Below are 15,784 nucleotides of genomic sequence, written 5' to 3' on the forward strand. Positions count from 1 at the left end.
TCGGTGAGATTCAGTCAGTAGGTCGTCGTAGTAGAGAGTTGGTTCTGAGCGATAATACGAAGGTGGGCTTTCACTGCCTGGATAAGTTCCTGATAGTTCGCGAAGTCATCTGTCGTGACGTGCCATCGATCACTGACTGCACGGATCATTTCGCTGTCGACGTCGCGTTCTTCGGTGAACAACACCTCCTCGAGGAGCGCAGGTGCAGGTAGACTCTCGCAGATGGCGCCGGTTTCGATTCCAACACCCAAATTGTCCCCCATCGCAGGTGTCACGAAAATGGTGGCGTTCGCTGCCCGTGTGAACGCAAGACTTTGTGTAGCGGCATCGATTTCATCGGTCTCGATCTGTGGGTCTGTGGCGATAAACGCGTTCACGCCTGCTTTCTCTCGAAGTTCATCGCGAAGGTAGAGAAGAAGTGCGAGTGCATCGTCGACGTTCGAAGAGAAGTCTTGATCATCCTCAATACGATCGTTGATCTCGTTAAGTGTAGGACGGCTTGTCGCCGCATTCGACACGTCGTGCGTAGGTGGGGTGGGATATGGGGGATAGGATTTGTACGGTCCCATCAGGTACACGAGGAAGTGTGGCTTGGAGACAGTGGACTCCAAATAGGGGCTGTCCTCTAGTTCAGTGATGAGTCGTTCTCTCATTTCACCAGTCTCTTCTCAAATTCTGACGATAAAAGCCTTGATAAGAGACGAGTTGGTTCTACCGATGGAACTATCTTCACTTCCACTACGGTAAGGACTGTTAAGATGCTTGGTGCTGTATCACCTGATACGGAGGTAAAACGTATGACGGAGACTCCCCCCGAAACGCTGCCCGACGGCGGCCTGGCATTTCCTGAACGCCAAAATGACGATTCTAATGGAGACGATCGACCACCGTTTGACCTCGATCTCCCTGAGGATAGTCTCTTCACCGAGGAGGATTACTACAAGATGTACCGCATCGCTGCGGACCCGTTACGCTCGAAGATTATGCGCGCGCTCTCGGTACATGAGCGACTCAGCACCGGCCAGATCTCGAAGTTAGTCGATCGAGATGCAAACGATCTCCACTACCACCTTCGCCAACTCAAACAGACGGCGCTCATCCGAAATCAGCGTGAACCTCGAAGTGGTACGACGGAGCCGTACTCCTACTACACCTTGACGCCCCTCGGTGAGACGGTGCTCACTGAGGGCCTCGAGGACGGTGTGAAGAAACTCGCTGCCCAGGAACGCGAAATTCGGGAACACTTTTCCAAGTAGATAGCAGTGGGCTGTCTCCACTCACCGACGCATTTCCAGTCGAGTATCTTGGCTTCGATCAGCGTCAGCCTCTTTTGAGCGACTGAAAGCGAGATCGCCAACAGAACGGACGAAATTAGGGGTTGGGCGATTGGGGCTTGTGCATCTTGTTCAGACAAGAGTACGAGTCACGCTTGAACTGGTTGATCCCAAAATCGTGCCTGAGCCCGCAACCGTGGATTCCTTTGAGAGGAGGGATCCGTTGTACGTGTTGTGGTGGAGAACATTCATACTATGTTCAACGTATGGTTTGGACACTAACGAAAAATGGATGCTACATACGGTCCCGGCGACACAATTTTTCTCAATGGTGAGCCGGCCGAGGTCATTAAAACGTATACTGTCGGCGATCTCGAGTACCTGCGTGCGTACGTCGAGAATATCGGCGTGAAAACAGTCTGTCTCGACGACGTCGAAATCGAACCTCAGGAGGATTCCCTCGAGACACTCTCTCCGAACACAGCGGGTGACCTCCATCCCAAGCACGACACCGTCTCCGCTGAGTGGTTCGATCTCCGTTCGCAGGCGCTCCAGCTACAAATCGCCCACGAGCAGGGACAACTCCTGAGCATCTCGAACTCGCTGGTTCGCCTCGAGCCCTACCAACTCGAGTGTGTCAACTGGGTAATGCAGAAACTCCGCCAGCGGGCACTCATCGCCGACGACGTCGGTCTCGGGAAGACCATCGAGGCGGGATTGATCCTGAAGGAACTCACAGCGCGTAATCGCGCCGACCGCGTTCTCTTCGTCGTTCCCGCTCACCTCCAGAAGAAGTGGATCCGTGACATGGACCGCTTTTTTGACATCGAGCTCACGCCGGCCGATCGGAAGTGGGTCGAGGGTGAGCGTCGACGTCTCGGCGAGGAAGCCAACATCTGGAATCAGGACCACCAGCGACTGGTGACAAGCATGGCCTTCCTCCGTCAGGACGAGTTCCAGCCCGAACTCGAGGACGCCTTTTGGGACGTGGTTGTCGCCGACGAAGCCCACAAAGCCGCCAAGCGTGGCGAGTCAGCGAACAAAGCGGCGAAGATGGTTGAACGGGTTGCAGGGAACTCAGATGCGCTTCTGTTGCTCAGTGCCACACCACACGACGGGAAAGGCAATGCGTTCCGGTCGCTTGTCGAGTACATCGACCCGTTCCTCGTCGCCGAGGATCGGGAGTTGACTCGAGACACCGTCGACCGGGTGATGATCCGCCGTGGAAAGCAAACCATCTACGACGACGACGGCGAGCGCATCTTCCCGGATCGAGACGTCAGGACGGTCCCGGTCGAGATGAGCCACGAAGAACGCGCGTTCTACCGCGCTGTCACTGACTACGTCAAATACGTCTACAACCGCTCTGAGCGACTCAACGAACCCGCGGTCGGGTTCGCGATGGCGCTCATGCAAAAGCGCCTCGTGAGCAGCATCGGTGCCATCAGGGCAACACTCAGTCGACGACTGCGTAATCTCGTCGCCGAGCAATCGACGGGAACGGCGCTCTCAGAGGAGGCGAACGCATACTTAGAGGGGGAGGATCTCGACGAGGACGATAAACAGCGAGTCGAAGCTGAACTCGCGGGATTGACCGTCACCGAAAGCGATGCTGAGCTCGAAGAGGAAATCGAGACGCTTCGGGACCTCATCACCCTCGCCGAACGCATCCCCGTCGACTCGAAGGCACAGAAGGTCCGCCGATTCATCCAACAGCTGCTCGAGGAACAACCGAACGAGAAGGTCCTGCTGTTCACCGAGTATCGGGACACACTCGAGTATCTCCTTGATCTCGTGAAAGACGAGCCGTGGGCTGACGAAATCCTCGTCGTCCATGGGGACGTGGACAAGGAAGATCGCACCCAGATCGAAGACGAGTTCAACTATGGACAGTCACGGCTGCTTTTCGCGACCGACGCGGCGAGTGAAGGGATCGACCTCCAGCACAGCTGCCACATCATGGTGAACTACGAGCTGCCGTGGAATCCGAACAGGCTCGAGCAACGCATCGGCCGGATCCACCGCTATGGCCAGGACAAGGAGGTGAAGGTGTGGAACTTCTCGTTCGAGGAAACGAGGGAGGGGGAGATTTTCGAGATGCTCCAGAACAAGGTCGAAAACATCCGTGGGAAACTCGGGAACACGGCCGACGTGTTGGGGATGCTCGATGAGATCGACCTCGACTCGCTCATCATGCGCTCGATCCGAAACGACGAACCCGCGAGCGCAACCAAAGCAGAACTCAAGGCATTGATCGATGAACGCCAGCGGACGCTTGAGGAGTGGTACGACCGAAGCCTCATCGACACGAGCACGTTCGACGAGGAGAGTCGGCGAAAGATCCAACAAGTCGTCGACGACTCCGAAGGCGTCTACGGAACCGAGGCGGACATTCGGGAGTTCGTCGAGCGCGGTGTGCGGACCCTTGGGGGCGAGATCGAAAGCGCAGGAGCCAACATGTACCGTGCTGAGTTGCCCGAATTGATCGGAACACGGGTTTCACAACCCGAGTACGGTCCGTTCACCTTCAGTCGCGAGTTCGCGATGGACCACGAAGGGATAGAATACGTCTCACCGGATTCGGCGCTGGTCCAAGGGCTCATGGAACAGATCCTCGATGAGAATCGGGGAGAGGTGGGGCTCAAACTCCTCCCGTTCGTCGAGACGCCCGGGATTACGTACAATTACCGGGTTCGGTTCGAGGATGGGACGGGCGAAGTGATTCGAGAGGAGTTACGCCCCGTATTCGTGGACATGGACTATCACGACCCACAGCAACGACTGGGTCGTCGCGTACTCGAGGCAGAAAGCGTCCAGGGCTCGCCGGACGAACGGACAGTCCAGACGCTTCTAGAGGCGGAGGGTGATCTCCGTAACGCTGCAGACGAATACGTCAGTACACACGTTGTGTCACTCAAGAATGGGCTGCAGAGCCGTCGAGAGGCAGAGACAGAGCAAGAGTTAGACGACCTTCGTGAGTATGCCGAGGCCGAACGGATGCGGATTGAACAGTTCATCGACGAGTACGAACAACGAGCCGACGCCGGCTCTGACATGTCGATTGCGATCCGAAGACAGCGACAACGCCTCTCGAAGTTAGAGGAACGACTCGAGACCCGGCGCGAAGAGCTGCGACGGAAATCACAGGTCATCTCACTCGCGCCTGAAATCGAGGCACGTTGTCTGGTGCTCCCTGTTTGATTGCACCCACCTGCTCCGGGTTCTCACAGCCAGCGCTATGAGGAGCGAACTGATCGAGGGTATCAAGACCTATTACTGTCGGCCCAGATCGGCTATCAGAGAACCGAATGGATGGATCGACAGAGCAGCCCGTCGAGAAGCCGAGCGTGATCGTCAGTCAATGCGACCGACCAAATTGTGACGCAGACGGCTATTTCCCGGCGGCGGACTTCGTTCTGGTAGAGGGCGACTCGCTGCAAGTGTGGGTGGACGGAACTCGTTTCATCGAGGATCCGGATGGAAGCGTCCGTCCGGGGCAATACTTACTCGTGAGAGACCCCGGATTCGGAGTGATGATCTCGAGAATCGAATCGCTCCAGCCAGACGATGATTCAGCGACGATCCAGCACCTCGTTCACTGGATGGATGGGGAACTCATTCGACTGAACGAAACGGAAACGTGGTCTCACGAGGAGATTACAGGGGAATACGACCGCTCGATGGGGGATGCCTCGATATCTACGTTCCTCGAGCGAACAACGTGACCTCCAAACGTTCGTTGATTGTTATTATATCACTGACAGTCAGTAGTTCCGACTAGTATATATTGATTAAATTCACGGATAAGATAACAGTTTCTGTGGATTAATAATATTGCCTTCGGTGTGGTAGGTGCGTAGACATACGGCTGACATATGCGAGTAGACGACAATACCCGGCGCCATATCCGCTCGCACTACCGGACTCACACAGAGTCATATACGAGAATCTGGTCGAAGCTCGACGCTATCCGTGAACGTCTCGAGGACACCGATCGCGATGGGAAAATCGCCCATCTCAAACTCTCGTACATCAATGCGGTGATCAGCATTCGGACGACGGCTGACAAGCAAGACGAGGCAGTGGCCCGTCTCATGGCCGGTTACGACCTCAAGACAGCGTTGGCGAGCGTCAACTATCACACCCAAAAACGGAAGCATATGAGACGAAGTCTTGACGATGAGACTGTCTGGAACGAGATTGCGGTCTCTCTTGAAGCTGATGACCTGTACTCTGCCCACGAAATAGCGCTGGACCGGCTCGGGTATATTGGAACTGTGAAGGCCCCCTTTATTTTCGCGATGCTTGGTTATACGCAGAAGATGTGTATCGATGGAAACGCTCTTCGCGTTCTCGGGTTAGACGATTACCCGTCGACGAAAGACATCCATGAATATGAACGGCTATGTCGAGCTATTCGTGAGGAGTTTCCTCAGTTGAGCGCCGAGCTGGATCCATTTCATCTTCACTGGGTGATCTTCGATTGGCAGCGGTCGGCTCCTCGGAACGGGGACGAACCACCAGGGCGGTCAAATCCATCCGATCGCGTTACGCAGCATGACGCCTGGTTCGAGGCTGCTCTTGGTGATATTCCACGAATTCAGGAAGTGGTTGATTCGATTGAGTAATAGGTACCTATTCCACCTATTAGGTTAGAACAATCGCCCCACTGGATTTCCCGTTAACTGGTTCAGAAGAAAACTAATACACGAACCGCTTTGTCTTAATTGTCGTTGATTCGTTGCCAACGACCTTCCTGGATGAGTCCAGCGAGATATCGACTCAGGCTCAGTGCTTGTTCGTCAGTCTCCACTTACCATTGGTCTTTGTACTGGCGGTGGCGGTAGACATCCCCTAGTCATTCCTTCGCCGAATCCCTTGTTGTCGTCCATCGGTTGACGGGGATGCTAATGGTGCATCAGTCATCGAGAATCGACATATAGTCGAATTACTGTCAGTGAATTAATGGCACTATCCGGTCAGGGTTACGCGTCTTGGGTCTCCTCAGGGCCGAATTTATCAAGCAGGTCTTCGATGATTAGTTCTTCGCGCTTCTCAATGAACTCTGGGAAGTTCTCTAATTGGTGAAGGTCCTCGTTCTGCGGGATATGATGCTTTTCGAAGTAAGATTCATCTTGTGATTTAAGCCACTCGAGGAAGGACTGCCCACTCTTCGACCGGTTTTCGTTCTCGTTTAGGAGCTGGAGATTCCCAGGTCGGTCCTTGAGTTCGGTGTATCGTTCTGCCTCTATGGAGTCTAACCCGTAGTTCTGAACTAGTGTTTCTGTATCGAATTGGTCCTGCGGAAAGATGTGGTCGACATCGTGGCGAGTGTTGCTCCGCGCTGGTCCGGGGTGGTACAGCAGTGAGAGGAAAGAGAAGATCTTTCGACTCCCGTATTCGAGGCTGTCGAGTTGCAGTTCCAGTAGGTCGCGGTCGAATCTGGAGACTCTACCATCGCTCCGGAGTTCGCGGTGGATCTCGTCGCCAGGGAACGTCATAGCAGGCGCAGTCTGCATCAGTGACCGCGCCCGTTCGATAGCACCTCGACCGACGGAAAATGTCCCGTTGAGAATCGACGTACAGAGCCACTGGTGAATCTCTTCTCGAGCCGAAATTTCCTCGTGACCGCTACTCCATTCGAGGTTTGGGTTGTCGTTGGTATAGAAGAAATACGCAATCGGAACCAAGGCATTCCGACTTGTAAGGCTGCGGGAGTCAAGTCCGAAATCAACGACGAGGTCAACGGCATTTCGTACCGCCTGCTGCATCTTGCCGTTATCCGTCCAAGTCTGCTTCATCTTCTGTAGGTTCGACTGGTTGAAATGGCGAACAGACTCAGAGGTCGGTAAGTCGGAACACATCAGAAGATTTCGGAGGGCAAAATCGATATCGAAGCTAAAGCCGGCATCCTGTCGTCGACGATTGAGGTCATCAATGAACTCCGTGATCTCTTCTCGAGCGTTGATGGCGTCTGCTCCGCTCCCATTTGCCCATTGAGCAGTCGCAATCGAGAGCAGGACTTCGGATGTACTAAGTTGGGTTCCGCCACGATTCGTTCGAATGAACATATCGAGGACTTTCCCTAGGTCGTCCTCTTCTTTCTCGTCGTAGTTGATGAGACTACGCTCGTGAACAGCACGATAGAGGGAGGTGAGATTCTTATTGATGAACTTCCACTGGGTGGGATGGTGGATCTCCTGCTCGGAGAGTTCAGCATCAATCTCTTCAGTGATATCATGGATGCCGTCGTATTCGTTGAGTTCGAGGATGTCCTTGACCCGATACCAGTATTCGGCCTCGGACATCTCGGGATCCGTTTTAAACTCGAACTCATACCTCATCTTGAGGTCGTCGTCGCTAATCTCGTCAGGGTCGGAGAGGACGTTGAGATAGAGCTGCTTTCGGTCCCATGCGTTCGGGTTGGTTCGATGGCGGTGTTTCTGCTTAGTCGTCAGTGTTCCCTGTAATCCAATGTAGAGCGCGGTGAGTCGCTGTTGGCCGTCGAGGACTAGCTGAATCCCGTTAGGGACGTCCTCGTAGTCTTCGACCTCGGGATTACGGTGGTGGACGTTCCCTAAACTCTCCGGGTGGACCGGATCTGTGACGTAATGTTGAACGAATTTGTACTTAATTTGCTCTTGGGCGAGGTCACCCCGAACGCGCCAAAAGAGGAGAGACCCGATTGGGTAATCTCGAAGGATCGAATCGAAGAGTTGGATGATTTGTTCTTCGGTCCAAACGAATTCTCGTTGGATAGCGGGGACGAAGGTCGCCGTATTGAGTTCCTGAATGGCGTTGGCGATAGTTTTAGATTGGAAGCTCATTGTCACGATACTGGTGTGACCAGACACTAAAATACTCCTGTTGAAGACTGTTGATCGGGTTTCACAAATCCTCTGTTCCCGATAGTCTCGCTCAAGTAGCCAAGAAATATCGAGTCACATTCTTCATCGACGTGGTTCACGTTCCAAAGGCCTGATCCGCGGATTTTCTTGCTTCGACTATAATTTCCGAGCTAATTATCTGAGCGTGAGTCATGGGTTCTCCATCGTTGAGAGCTAAAAGTAAATCTCTGGATGGTGTTTCCTGATGTCTGTGTCACCTATCTCCTCTGAGAACGTTAGCCAATAGCCCTCATGCAGAATATTCCGGTGCTCAGGATCTAAACAGAATCTAAAGGTGGGAGACTCGAAGAGTGAAGTATGAACTGAGGCCCGCATAAATGCCAGATAGGTGGTGTGAGACGTATTCTATGATACTCTGCTGGACAGCTACATTTTATCTAGATCAGTACTCTCTGGCTCACCATCTTCTCGAGGATCTTCAACAAGCTCATAAAGACCACGCGATGGTCGACGGACCCAACCGGCGCTGCGAAGGCTTCGGAGACAGAACTCTACATTACTTTTCGAGAGGCCCGTCTCATCCATCAGCCACCGTGGGTTTGCGCGTCCCCATGGGTCACCACGTTCACGACCGTCTTTTAGCGCCTCGAGGACCTGCTCATCTTTTTCTGTCGGTGAATACCGCTCGTTGACCATGTCTGGTTGCACTATACTCATCGTAGGTCATAGCAGATCGTCATTTGTGAAAGCTTTTGCTATGCCCTATACTGAGCACTATGCAAAGCAAAGTTATAAGAAGACGGCGTATCTACTACAGGATAGAGACACAGGGATGGCCGAGAAAACTCTTGGCCGGGTGTTCCAGCACCCGACCCGTGTCCTCAGACTAGGACAATGTCGATTACAACCAACGCGAACGAAAGCGTTACGGAAGATGCATTGAACGAAGACGTCGTCCTCGAGCGACCGAACTACCACTACGGCTATCTCGGCCGCGACGGTGAAGGCTACTACCACCACGTCGACGAGGTCACGAACACGATCTACGTCACCGACGAGCCATACGAACGGACGCTCCCGGCCGGCGGTGCAATCTACCGCATCACCCTCTACGGAAACGTCAACCACATCGAGGACCTCAACCTCCACGACGACAAGGACCTGAGCGACTGGGTGGCCTACGTCGATTCAAAACGTGGCTGGGCCGAACGTCCGAAAGACATCACGGGGGCTCTTCAGCGTGCACTCGCTGGTGCTGTCCGAAATGATATTCTCGAGGGCACGCACCGATGACGAACATCCCTCACGACGACGTCCGCCCCGCCGACCTCGAGGCAGCCGACGAAACCACACTCACGAGTACAACTACCACCTCGAGCACTCACACAGACCTCGAGGCCGTCTTCGAGTACACGTCGATCACCGGTCGCCGTCGACGTGTGACGATTGTCCCCGACACCGGTGGTGAAGCCTGGCGGATCGAACACGAACGCCGTGCTGGCGAGTGGCGAGAAACTGGCCGTGAACCGATTACCGAGTTCGACCTCCACGTGCGAGGACGACTCGAGGAACACACCGCCCGTGAGATCGACCCAGATCCACGGAGCCAGTCAGCCGTTCCCGATGGCGGCAACGTGCGTGAGTCGTTTCTCACTGCCCAGAACCACTACTGCGACATCTGCTCGAGGCCGTTCGACACCCTCGACGACCTCGCGAACCATGACTGTCGACGTCACCCCGAGAGTGGATAGCTGAGTCAGCACACCACTTCGGGATCGCGTTGGCCATCCAATGAAGTAGACCACGACCGCGCCTCGTCGATCGAGATGAGGTGCCTACTCCCAGTCCCCGACCGAGTCGACGTCAGCCGTCCCGATCACAGAGACCTGACGGCGATGGTGGGGAGTGCCCCATTGCAGATCCTCGAGGCAGCCCTCGAGTCTCCGGCCTACTGCCCGCAGCCGCGTTCCCGACTCCGATCACAGCCAGCGCCAGCTCCGTCATCCAACCCTACCACCGAACCAGACCCTACATGAGCACGAACCCAGACTGTCCCGCACCGACTGCACAGACGATCCAGACACTCGCCGACGAACTCGAGGCGCTTCGTGAGCGCGTCAGTACCCTTGAGTCCGGCCTCACCCAAAAAGACGAGCGCATTGCGAACCTCGAGACCGCCCTCGAGGAGACCCGACTGGAAAACGAACACCTTGAGGAACACCTCGAGGCCCTCGAGGAAACCCAGACGCCCATCGAGGCACGCCTGGACGCCCACGAGAAGAAACTCAACGCGAACAAAGACCGCGTCGGCGAACTCCAGGCGCGAGAACTCGAGAAGGGGGCGCATCTCCTCGAGGATCACGTCGACGAAGGCGAGATCGACGTCGTGGATGGCCGCCTCGAGCGTATCTGCAAAGACGACGGGCAGCGCTACTTCCGTCTCCCCGAGAGTGACGACCCACTCGAGCGTGGGGGTAACGTCGCTCTATCGCATGCAGATCTGCTCCCGATTCAGCAACTCGCAAAGATGGACGAGGATATGCTCCGTGCAACGACGTCCTCACTGCCGTCACGGCTCGCTGCAAAGCTCTGGAAGGCGCGTGTCGACTCGACGGTTGGTGACAACCCCTGGCGGAAAGGGAGCGCTGGCGTTCGCGAGTACGTCAGTGCCGGCGATATGAAACACTGGATCCGTCGCCAGGAGACGGGCGTCAGTGATTCCTATGCGAAGAAGTTGGTCTCGAGGACGATCGACGCGTTGCTCGAGCTCTCGAAGAGCCGTCTGGCTGTGAAAAAGAGGCGGCAACGAAAGAACGGCCTCGAGTACACCGAGCGCCGTGTTCTGCTGATGGACGACGCCGATATTCCAGGTGAGGGCCTCGAGACCGGAGACACCTGACGTCCACACTCGAGGGTGTCTCCAAGCCACTCACAACCCCTGAGAAGGGCTGCACTCTCCACGCCATACTGAAACCCTGCACGAAAGCGGTGGTTTGCTCGGTACGGCTACTTGTGTGTACGTCACTCGATCGGTCGTCGTCGGTCTTACTCGAGTGACTCTAGTGCAGGTGTGTCTGAAGACGTCAGCTGTCTCCGGAAACAGTATGATACGCTCTTGTGGCGAAGACTGTTAGTGAGTCATAGCGCAGTTTCAAGAATGCTTCTCAGTGCTTCTCTTCCACTACTCAAGAGCGAACTACTATTGGCCCCTCGACCAATGCCCTTGTGGCATTGGCCCACATACCAATAGGCGAGGATGGCCTCACTGACCGACGACGATCTCGATGGTGTGAGTGAGGTGAGGAAGTATCCCGACGGGACCGTTGTCCGCGTGTTTTGCATGCAGACAGACCGTGACGCGTACTCGTCTGGGTGGGCCTACAAACTCCACTACGGTGTGACGGAGCCGGACCCGACCCAAACACTTGACGATGGGACGATTCGTCGGTATCTCGAAAATCTCCGGATTTTCGACGACTCATCGAAACGGCTAGCCGTTTCGAGACGACAACTCACACGAGGACACCAAAGGGCACGAACTGCATGTCGCACCGGACCCTGACCCAGACATAATCGAGTTCCCCGGAATGGTCGAACTCTGGGAACGATTCTGGAGCGAGATCCCGAAATCCGAGTTCGAGGTCAAGTGAGGCCACCACACTACGGTGATACCCATGAACGACACTACGCCGCCGCTGCACCCGATGGAGCGCGAACAGCTTCGGGCCGAATCAACCCTCGTCGTGACTGTCAAGTCGTCCAGTGAGTTCCACGACGATGTCACCGTGGAATCAAGGCGCTCGAGCGAGGCGACGCGGTGGATTCCCCGCCGACGCTCTCGTTCACCAGCTACGACGAGCTCATGGAGACGCTGACGCCGCGCGTTCTCGATCTTATCGAAGCCATCCGCCGGGAAGAGCCATCCAGCATTAACGAGACCGCACGGGTTGTTGACCGGGACGTCAAGAACGTCCACGAGGAACTCAGCCGGCTCGCCCAGTTGGGCATCATCTTCTTCGAGGAAGACGGGCAGAGTAAGCGTCCAGTCGTCTGGTTCAATGAACTCGTCATCAACCTCCCGTTCGATCCACAGGCTGGCGACACGGCAGCCGCCGCACCGTGAAGGTGACGTCGCAGGCTACGTACTTCCCCGTTGCTCTGGCACATACGTCCTGTCCACACCTGTTGTTTTTTCTACCCGCACACGTAGCTCTCGAGTAATGATTGAGTGTCGCTACTGTGAGCAAACCTTCGCGGAGGAGTCTGAAATCCGTGAGCATCTCTACAAAGCCCATGAACGAGACGAACTCAGTCGGATTGACCGGAAGCGTGTCGAGCAATACGTCGACGAACACGGATTAGACGAGAGTAACCACGAAGAACACCAGGAAGCTGGTCAACCCGCTCAACGTGAGCTACGAACAGCCGATACATCAAGCGATATCTACCCCGATGATGCGTGGGAACTCAGCGATGTCGAAGCGCTCTCGACGGACGAAATTGTGGAAAAACTCGCTGAGCACGGCATCGAAACGAGCGAGACGGCGTTCCGGAACAGAACCGAAGACCTCAGCTCGGCGACGACACTCTCTGAGCAGTGGGAAGCTGAATACGAGGTTGACGCCACGGGCTACGATCAGGACTTTATCTGGATGGCGGCAGAAGTACTCTGGGAGCGCTGGGCACCTGACGTTCCAAACAAAGAACGGATCTACGAGTTCGTCCAGGAGGGGCGTGACCTCCGTGAGAAAGAAAACCGTGCTGAGGCTTGTGATCAGTGGTTAACTGCCTGGGAGTACATCGTCGCCGTAACACCTGACGAAATCACGACCATTGACGAGGCAGACCGAAAATTGCCGTCGTTTCTCTCGCTCGAGGCTTTCATTCGATCGCTTGACAGCGACCTTGCCACCGCCGCGCAAGAGGATCCAGCATATCACGAGCACCGACTCGAGTTCTGTCGGGAAGTTTGTGAACAGTTCCCGGATGCACCCGACGAGTTCCTCCTTGACTTTCGCCACTTCGTCGCCGACTCGCTCGCAGAGCTGGATAGAACCAACGAAAGCAGGGCCGAACTCGGGTTACTCATCGAGGAGTATCCCGAGGATCCCTGGGCGTACAAGAAGCTCGCTGATAGCTACTGGCTCGAAGACCCAGACGAACTAACCAGAGAGGAGATGGAACGTACTGCAGAACTGTACCGAGCGGCACTGGACGCCGACGGTCCTCTGGAGGGTGCGTCAATAGTAGCCGAGCGCTGTGGGGAAGTGGAGAGTCGACTATCTGACATGGGGGCGTCCAACCCAGAGTGAGCGCTTGAGCACAAGAACTTCCTTATTCGACGACGCCCCATCTGTTTGTAGTGGAGCACACTCCGTTTAAGTAATTATTGACCGCTACTACAATACGATTGCTGAAACTCAATATAAGTATCGCGTCCGTTAGATGTCTCTCGTATTTCAGCATAAAAGACATCCCGTGTGCCTTCTTTATTGCAGGAAATTTGAAAAGTACTTTCTTCTGAAGCTTCTTCAGACAGATAGACTATTACATCAAAGGTGTCGGTATTAGTGGCCTCTACGAACCCCTTTTCTTGAATCATATTTGCTCCTTTTTCTGGAATTCGATCACTAATTTCATACTCTTCCTCTAACACAATATTCCCTTCTGTATCCCGGATTAGAACATCAACCAAATGAGTTTGTTCAGTGAAGTTCAATAATTCGAAATCAATAGGTCCGGGTTGCTCAGAAGTGATGGAGAGACAACCCGCATTCAATATTGCTCCTCCGCTACCCATCATCATGAGAGCTTTTCTCCGAGTCATATTCAGATCCATATCTGTAATACACACTTACTGACATAAACGCTTTCGGTGTGACATCTTGGGAATAATAAATATGGCTAAAAGATAAACCGCACCGTGCGGCCACTGAGAAATTGGACTGACTGTAGGTCCTACCCGGTGAGCGTCCCCGCTACGACGCCCTGATTACAGTCACATTGGATAGTGTCACTACCACACGGAGCTCACCAACCGAGAACCGAATCTCGAGATCAGTCTGTGGACTCGTCGAGTCTACGATCCGCTCGAGGGCTTCAACATCGATCACCCGCTGCAGTTGGTACTCGTCACGAGCGAGCCCCTGCGCTTCGAGCGCATGAACGATCTCGAGCAGAAGCGGCCCGTGCTCGTCACTCATCGCCTATCACCTTCTCGACGATGTCGATGATCTCCTCCGCAGTCGAACTATAGTAACCGTTGAAAGTCATTGCACACCCAGTCACGACCGTTGGCGGGCAGCCTCGCCAACAAGGCCGAGGCTGCCCGCTCGGCTGTGACCGGGGGTAAATCGTTTCAACGAGTACTATAGCAGGAAGTCTCTCATGACGGCAGTTTCCCCAAGAACCTGTACCGCTGATTATCACTATAGTAACAACTGAAACGATTCACACACCGATCGTACAATGGCGGTTCTCACAGTGAGCGCTTGAGCACGAAAACTTACTTATTCGACGGCGCACTATCTATTTACAGAGGAGCACACCCCCGTACCACCATGGAATTCGAAGAACAACTTCGGTCGCTGGAAGAACGGTATGACATCTCCGAGAGCGAACGTGCTCGAGAACTCGGCCGAACCGTTGCCCAGCTGCGGGACTAACGCTCGAGTCTTACTCGCAGGTTTCCAGATACTCGAGGAACTCCTGTTTGTCGAGCCCATCCTCAGAACGCAGATGCGACGCTCCAGCTCGCGTCAGTGACTCGATCATGAACTCGGTACAAAGTTCGATATGATGTGCCGCATACGTCGACAGGGCTTCTGACTGTGGCAGCTCGAGGTTGTACTCCGAGAGCTCGATTTCAATTTCACCTTTTCGCAACACGATCTCACAGCCCCACTCATCGAGCAGTCTGAACGGGGTTGTGTTTCGTCGAACGGTGAGCAGTCGCTTCGAGTCGACGATGTACGGGTCAACCCACTTCTGCCAGTCGTAGCTCTCGGTCGCCAACTTCGGGAGCGAAAACGACGGCTCGGCACTCTCGAGGTACCACTCGGCGAATGCGATCGAGGTTCGATGATTGGCGTTTGGAAGCGGGTGGGCCAAAATGAGTGATGACATCAACTGCCCTGCGACCTCGGCTACCGATCTCGACCAATCGACGTGCTCAAGTGCAGTTGGAATTCGACCAACGTCGATCTGCTTGTAGATCTCGAGTTTCTCTCCTTCCTCGAGTTCCGTGGCTTCAAGGACACCTTCGAACGTCTGGAGAATTCGCATCGTCACAAGCCGGTCTGATTCGTCCATTGCGTCCAGTATCGCTTCAAAATCCTCGGTGATATCGTCGACCGTTCCACTCGCCCCGGAGTTGGTGTAGAGGACGTGTACCGTTTCCTCGAGTTGGTAGGTTTCGACTTTCCCATCGTCGGGGTCAATCTCGTCGTGATCGAGCGTAACGTACGCGAGTGAATATTGCTCGTCGTCGGGGTGGTGGTAGTGGACGATACCGGTCATTAAACTCGGGAACGTTCCGGAGGAACATAGTAACTATTTTTTGGCCCAGAGAAGACCAAAAGAAGGGACATATGAAAATTCGCTAACAGTCATGGTAAAGCAACTTCTCAACGGCGTCGATAACCCCCTATACCTCGTGCTAAC

Annotated in this window: 13 protein-coding genes and 3 pseudogenes; 10 read left to right on the plus strand and 6 right to left on the minus strand. The window is 54.7% G+C overall.

All coding sequences use genetic code 11. The features are described 5' to 3' along the window. Nucleotides 1-14: 14 nt before the first annotated feature. Nucleotides 15-653, minus strand: coding sequence for a DUF7509 family protein (locus NMQ09_RS17765; RefSeq protein WP_255191915.1), 639 nt, complete (start codon nucleotides 651-653; stop codon nucleotides 15-17). Between the two features lie 144 nt (nucleotides 654-797). Between NMQ09_RS17765 and NMQ09_RS17770 the strand changes: the two genes are divergently transcribed. The 4 genes from NMQ09_RS17770 (at nucleotide 798) to NMQ09_RS17785 (ending at nucleotide 5,902) form a co-directional block, all read left to right on the plus strand. Further along, entirely contained in the window at nucleotides 798-1,256 is a 459-nt protein-coding gene (locus NMQ09_RS17770) for a winged helix-turn-helix domain-containing protein (RefSeq protein WP_255191916.1), read from the plus strand. Nucleotides 1,257-1,562: 306 nt separating this feature from the next. Next, nucleotides 1,563-4,475, plus strand: coding sequence for a helicase-related protein (locus tag NMQ09_RS17775; RefSeq protein WP_255191917.1), 2,913 nt, complete (start codon nucleotides 1,563-1,565; stop codon nucleotides 4,473-4,475). Nucleotides 4,476-4,582: 107 nt separating this feature from the next. Beyond that, nucleotides 4,583-4,999, plus strand: a complete 417-nt coding sequence (locus NMQ09_RS17780) for a hypothetical protein (RefSeq protein ID WP_255191918.1) — start codon at nucleotides 4,583-4,585, stop codon at nucleotides 4,997-4,999. A 150-nt stretch (nucleotides 5,000-5,149) separates the two neighbouring features. Next, nucleotides 5,150-5,902, plus strand: coding sequence for a hypothetical protein (locus NMQ09_RS17785; RefSeq protein ID WP_255191919.1), 753 nt, complete (start codon nucleotides 5,150-5,152; stop codon nucleotides 5,900-5,902). A 357-nt stretch (nucleotides 5,903-6,259) separates the two neighbouring features. Here the strand turns inward: NMQ09_RS17785 and NMQ09_RS17790 are convergent, their stop codons facing one another. Further along, on the minus strand, nucleotides 6,260-8,101 hold the full coding sequence (locus NMQ09_RS17790) for a DUF262 domain-containing protein (protein ID WP_255191920.1): 1,842 nt from the start codon (nucleotides 8,099-8,101) through the stop codon (nucleotides 6,260-6,262). A gap of 26 nt (nucleotides 8,102-8,127) precedes the next feature. Further along, a pseudogene (locus NMQ09_RS21235) lies at nucleotides 8,128-8,280 on the minus strand (GIY-YIG domain-containing protein); the annotation flags it as partial. A 736-nt stretch (nucleotides 8,281-9,016) separates the two neighbouring features. Between NMQ09_RS21235 and NMQ09_RS17795 the strand changes: the two are divergent. The 6 genes and pseudogenes from NMQ09_RS17795 (at nucleotide 9,017) to NMQ09_RS17815 (ending at nucleotide 13,434) form a co-directional block, all read left to right on the plus strand. After that, nucleotides 9,017-9,415, plus strand: a complete 399-nt coding sequence (locus NMQ09_RS17795; protein ID WP_255191921.1) for a hypothetical protein — start codon at nucleotides 9,017-9,019, stop codon at nucleotides 9,413-9,415. After that, the gene (locus NMQ09_RS17800; protein ID WP_255191922.1) at nucleotides 9,412-9,873 is read left to right on the plus strand and encodes a hypothetical protein; all 462 of its coding nucleotides are present in this window, start codon (nucleotides 9,412-9,414) and stop codon (nucleotides 9,871-9,873) included. Before NMQ09_RS17795 ends, NMQ09_RS17800 begins: the two co-directional genes overlap by 4 nt. Before the next feature lie 281 nt (nucleotides 9,874-10,154). Continuing rightward, the gene (locus NMQ09_RS17805) at nucleotides 10,155-11,021 is read left to right on the plus strand and encodes a DUF8008 family protein (protein ID WP_255191923.1); all 867 of its coding nucleotides are present in this window, start codon (nucleotides 10,155-10,157) and stop codon (nucleotides 11,019-11,021) included. A gap of 357 nt (nucleotides 11,022-11,378) precedes the next feature. Then, nucleotides 11,379-11,772 (plus strand): annotated as a pseudogene (locus tag NMQ09_RS21100) (toxin-antitoxin system TumE family protein). Nucleotides 11,773-11,796: 24 nt separating this feature from the next. Beyond that, nucleotides 11,797-12,245, plus strand: a pseudogene (locus NMQ09_RS17810) (HVO_A0114 family putative DNA-binding protein). Between the two features lie 97 nt (nucleotides 12,246-12,342). After that, nucleotides 12,343-13,434, plus strand: a complete 1,092-nt coding sequence (locus NMQ09_RS17815) for a tetratricopeptide repeat protein (protein ID WP_255191925.1) — start codon at nucleotides 12,343-12,345, stop codon at nucleotides 13,432-13,434. A gap of 74 nt (nucleotides 13,435-13,508) precedes the next feature. Here NMQ09_RS17815 and NMQ09_RS17820 read toward each other — a convergent pair whose 3' ends face one another. The 3 genes from NMQ09_RS17820 to NMQ09_RS17830 form a co-directional block, all read right to left on the minus strand. Next, a complete protein-coding gene (locus tag NMQ09_RS17820) occupies nucleotides 13,509-13,961 on the minus strand; it encodes a hypothetical protein (RefSeq protein WP_255191926.1) in 453 nt (150 codons plus the stop codon). A gap of 139 nt (nucleotides 13,962-14,100) precedes the next feature. Next, the gene (locus NMQ09_RS17825) at nucleotides 14,101-14,325 is read right to left on the minus strand and encodes a HalOD1 output domain-containing protein (RefSeq protein ID WP_255191927.1); all 225 of its coding nucleotides are present in this window, start codon (nucleotides 14,323-14,325) and stop codon (nucleotides 14,101-14,103) included. Nucleotides 14,326-14,797: 472 nt separating this feature from the next. Next, nucleotides 14,798-15,640 carry a DUF8172 family protein gene (locus NMQ09_RS17830; RefSeq protein WP_255191928.1) on the minus strand — a complete coding sequence of 281 codons (843 nt, stop codon included), beginning with the start codon at nucleotides 15,638-15,640 and terminating at the stop codon, nucleotides 14,798-14,800. Between the last annotated feature and the right edge of the window lie 144 nt (nucleotides 15,641-15,784).

Origin of the sequence: Natronobeatus ordinarius, assembly GCF_024362485.1 — an archaeon.
Taxonomy (GTDB): Archaea; Halobacteriota; Halobacteria; order Halobacteriales; family Natrialbaceae; genus Natronobeatus; species Natronobeatus ordinarius.

Coding starts and splice junctions, on each gene's coding strand:
- NMQ09_RS17820 (WP_255191926.1), bottom strand. CDS start 13,961: ATGGATCTGAATATGACTCGGAGAAAAGCTCTCATGATGATGGGTAGC.
- NMQ09_RS17800 (WP_255191922.1), top strand. CDS start 9,412: ATGACGAACATCCCTCACGACGACGTCCGCCCCGCCGACCTCGAGGCA.
- NMQ09_RS17780 (WP_255191918.1), top strand. CDS start 4,583: ATGGATGGATCGACAGAGCAGCCCGTCGAGAAGCCGAGCGTGATCGTC.
- NMQ09_RS17825 (WP_255191927.1), bottom strand. CDS start 14,325: ATGAGTGACGAGCACGGGCCGCTTCTGCTCGAGATCGTTCATGCGCTC.
- NMQ09_RS17805 (WP_255191923.1), top strand. CDS start 10,155: ATGAGCACGAACCCAGACTGTCCCGCACCGACTGCACAGACGATCCAG.
- NMQ09_RS17795 (WP_255191921.1), top strand. CDS start 9,017: ATGTCGATTACAACCAACGCGAACGAAAGCGTTACGGAAGATGCATTG.
- NMQ09_RS17770 (WP_255191916.1), top strand. CDS start 798: ATGACGGAGACTCCCCCCGAAACGCTGCCCGACGGCGGCCTGGCATTT.
- NMQ09_RS17790 (WP_255191920.1), bottom strand. CDS start 8,101: ATGAGCTTCCAATCTAAAACTATCGCCAACGCCATTCAGGAACTCAAT.
- NMQ09_RS17815 (WP_255191925.1), top strand. CDS start 12,343: ATGATTGAGTGTCGCTACTGTGAGCAAACCTTCGCGGAGGAGTCTGAA.
- NMQ09_RS17775 (WP_255191917.1), top strand. CDS start 1,563: ATGGATGCTACATACGGTCCCGGCGACACAATTTTTCTCAATGGTGAG.
- NMQ09_RS17830 (WP_255191928.1), bottom strand. CDS start 15,640: ATGACCGGTATCGTCCACTACCACCACCCCGACGACGAGCAATATTCA.
- NMQ09_RS17765 (WP_255191915.1), bottom strand. CDS start 653: ATGAGAGAACGACTCATCACTGAACTAGAGGACAGCCCCTATTTGGAG.
- NMQ09_RS17785 (WP_255191919.1), top strand. CDS start 5,150: ATGCGAGTAGACGACAATACCCGGCGCCATATCCGCTCGCACTACCGG.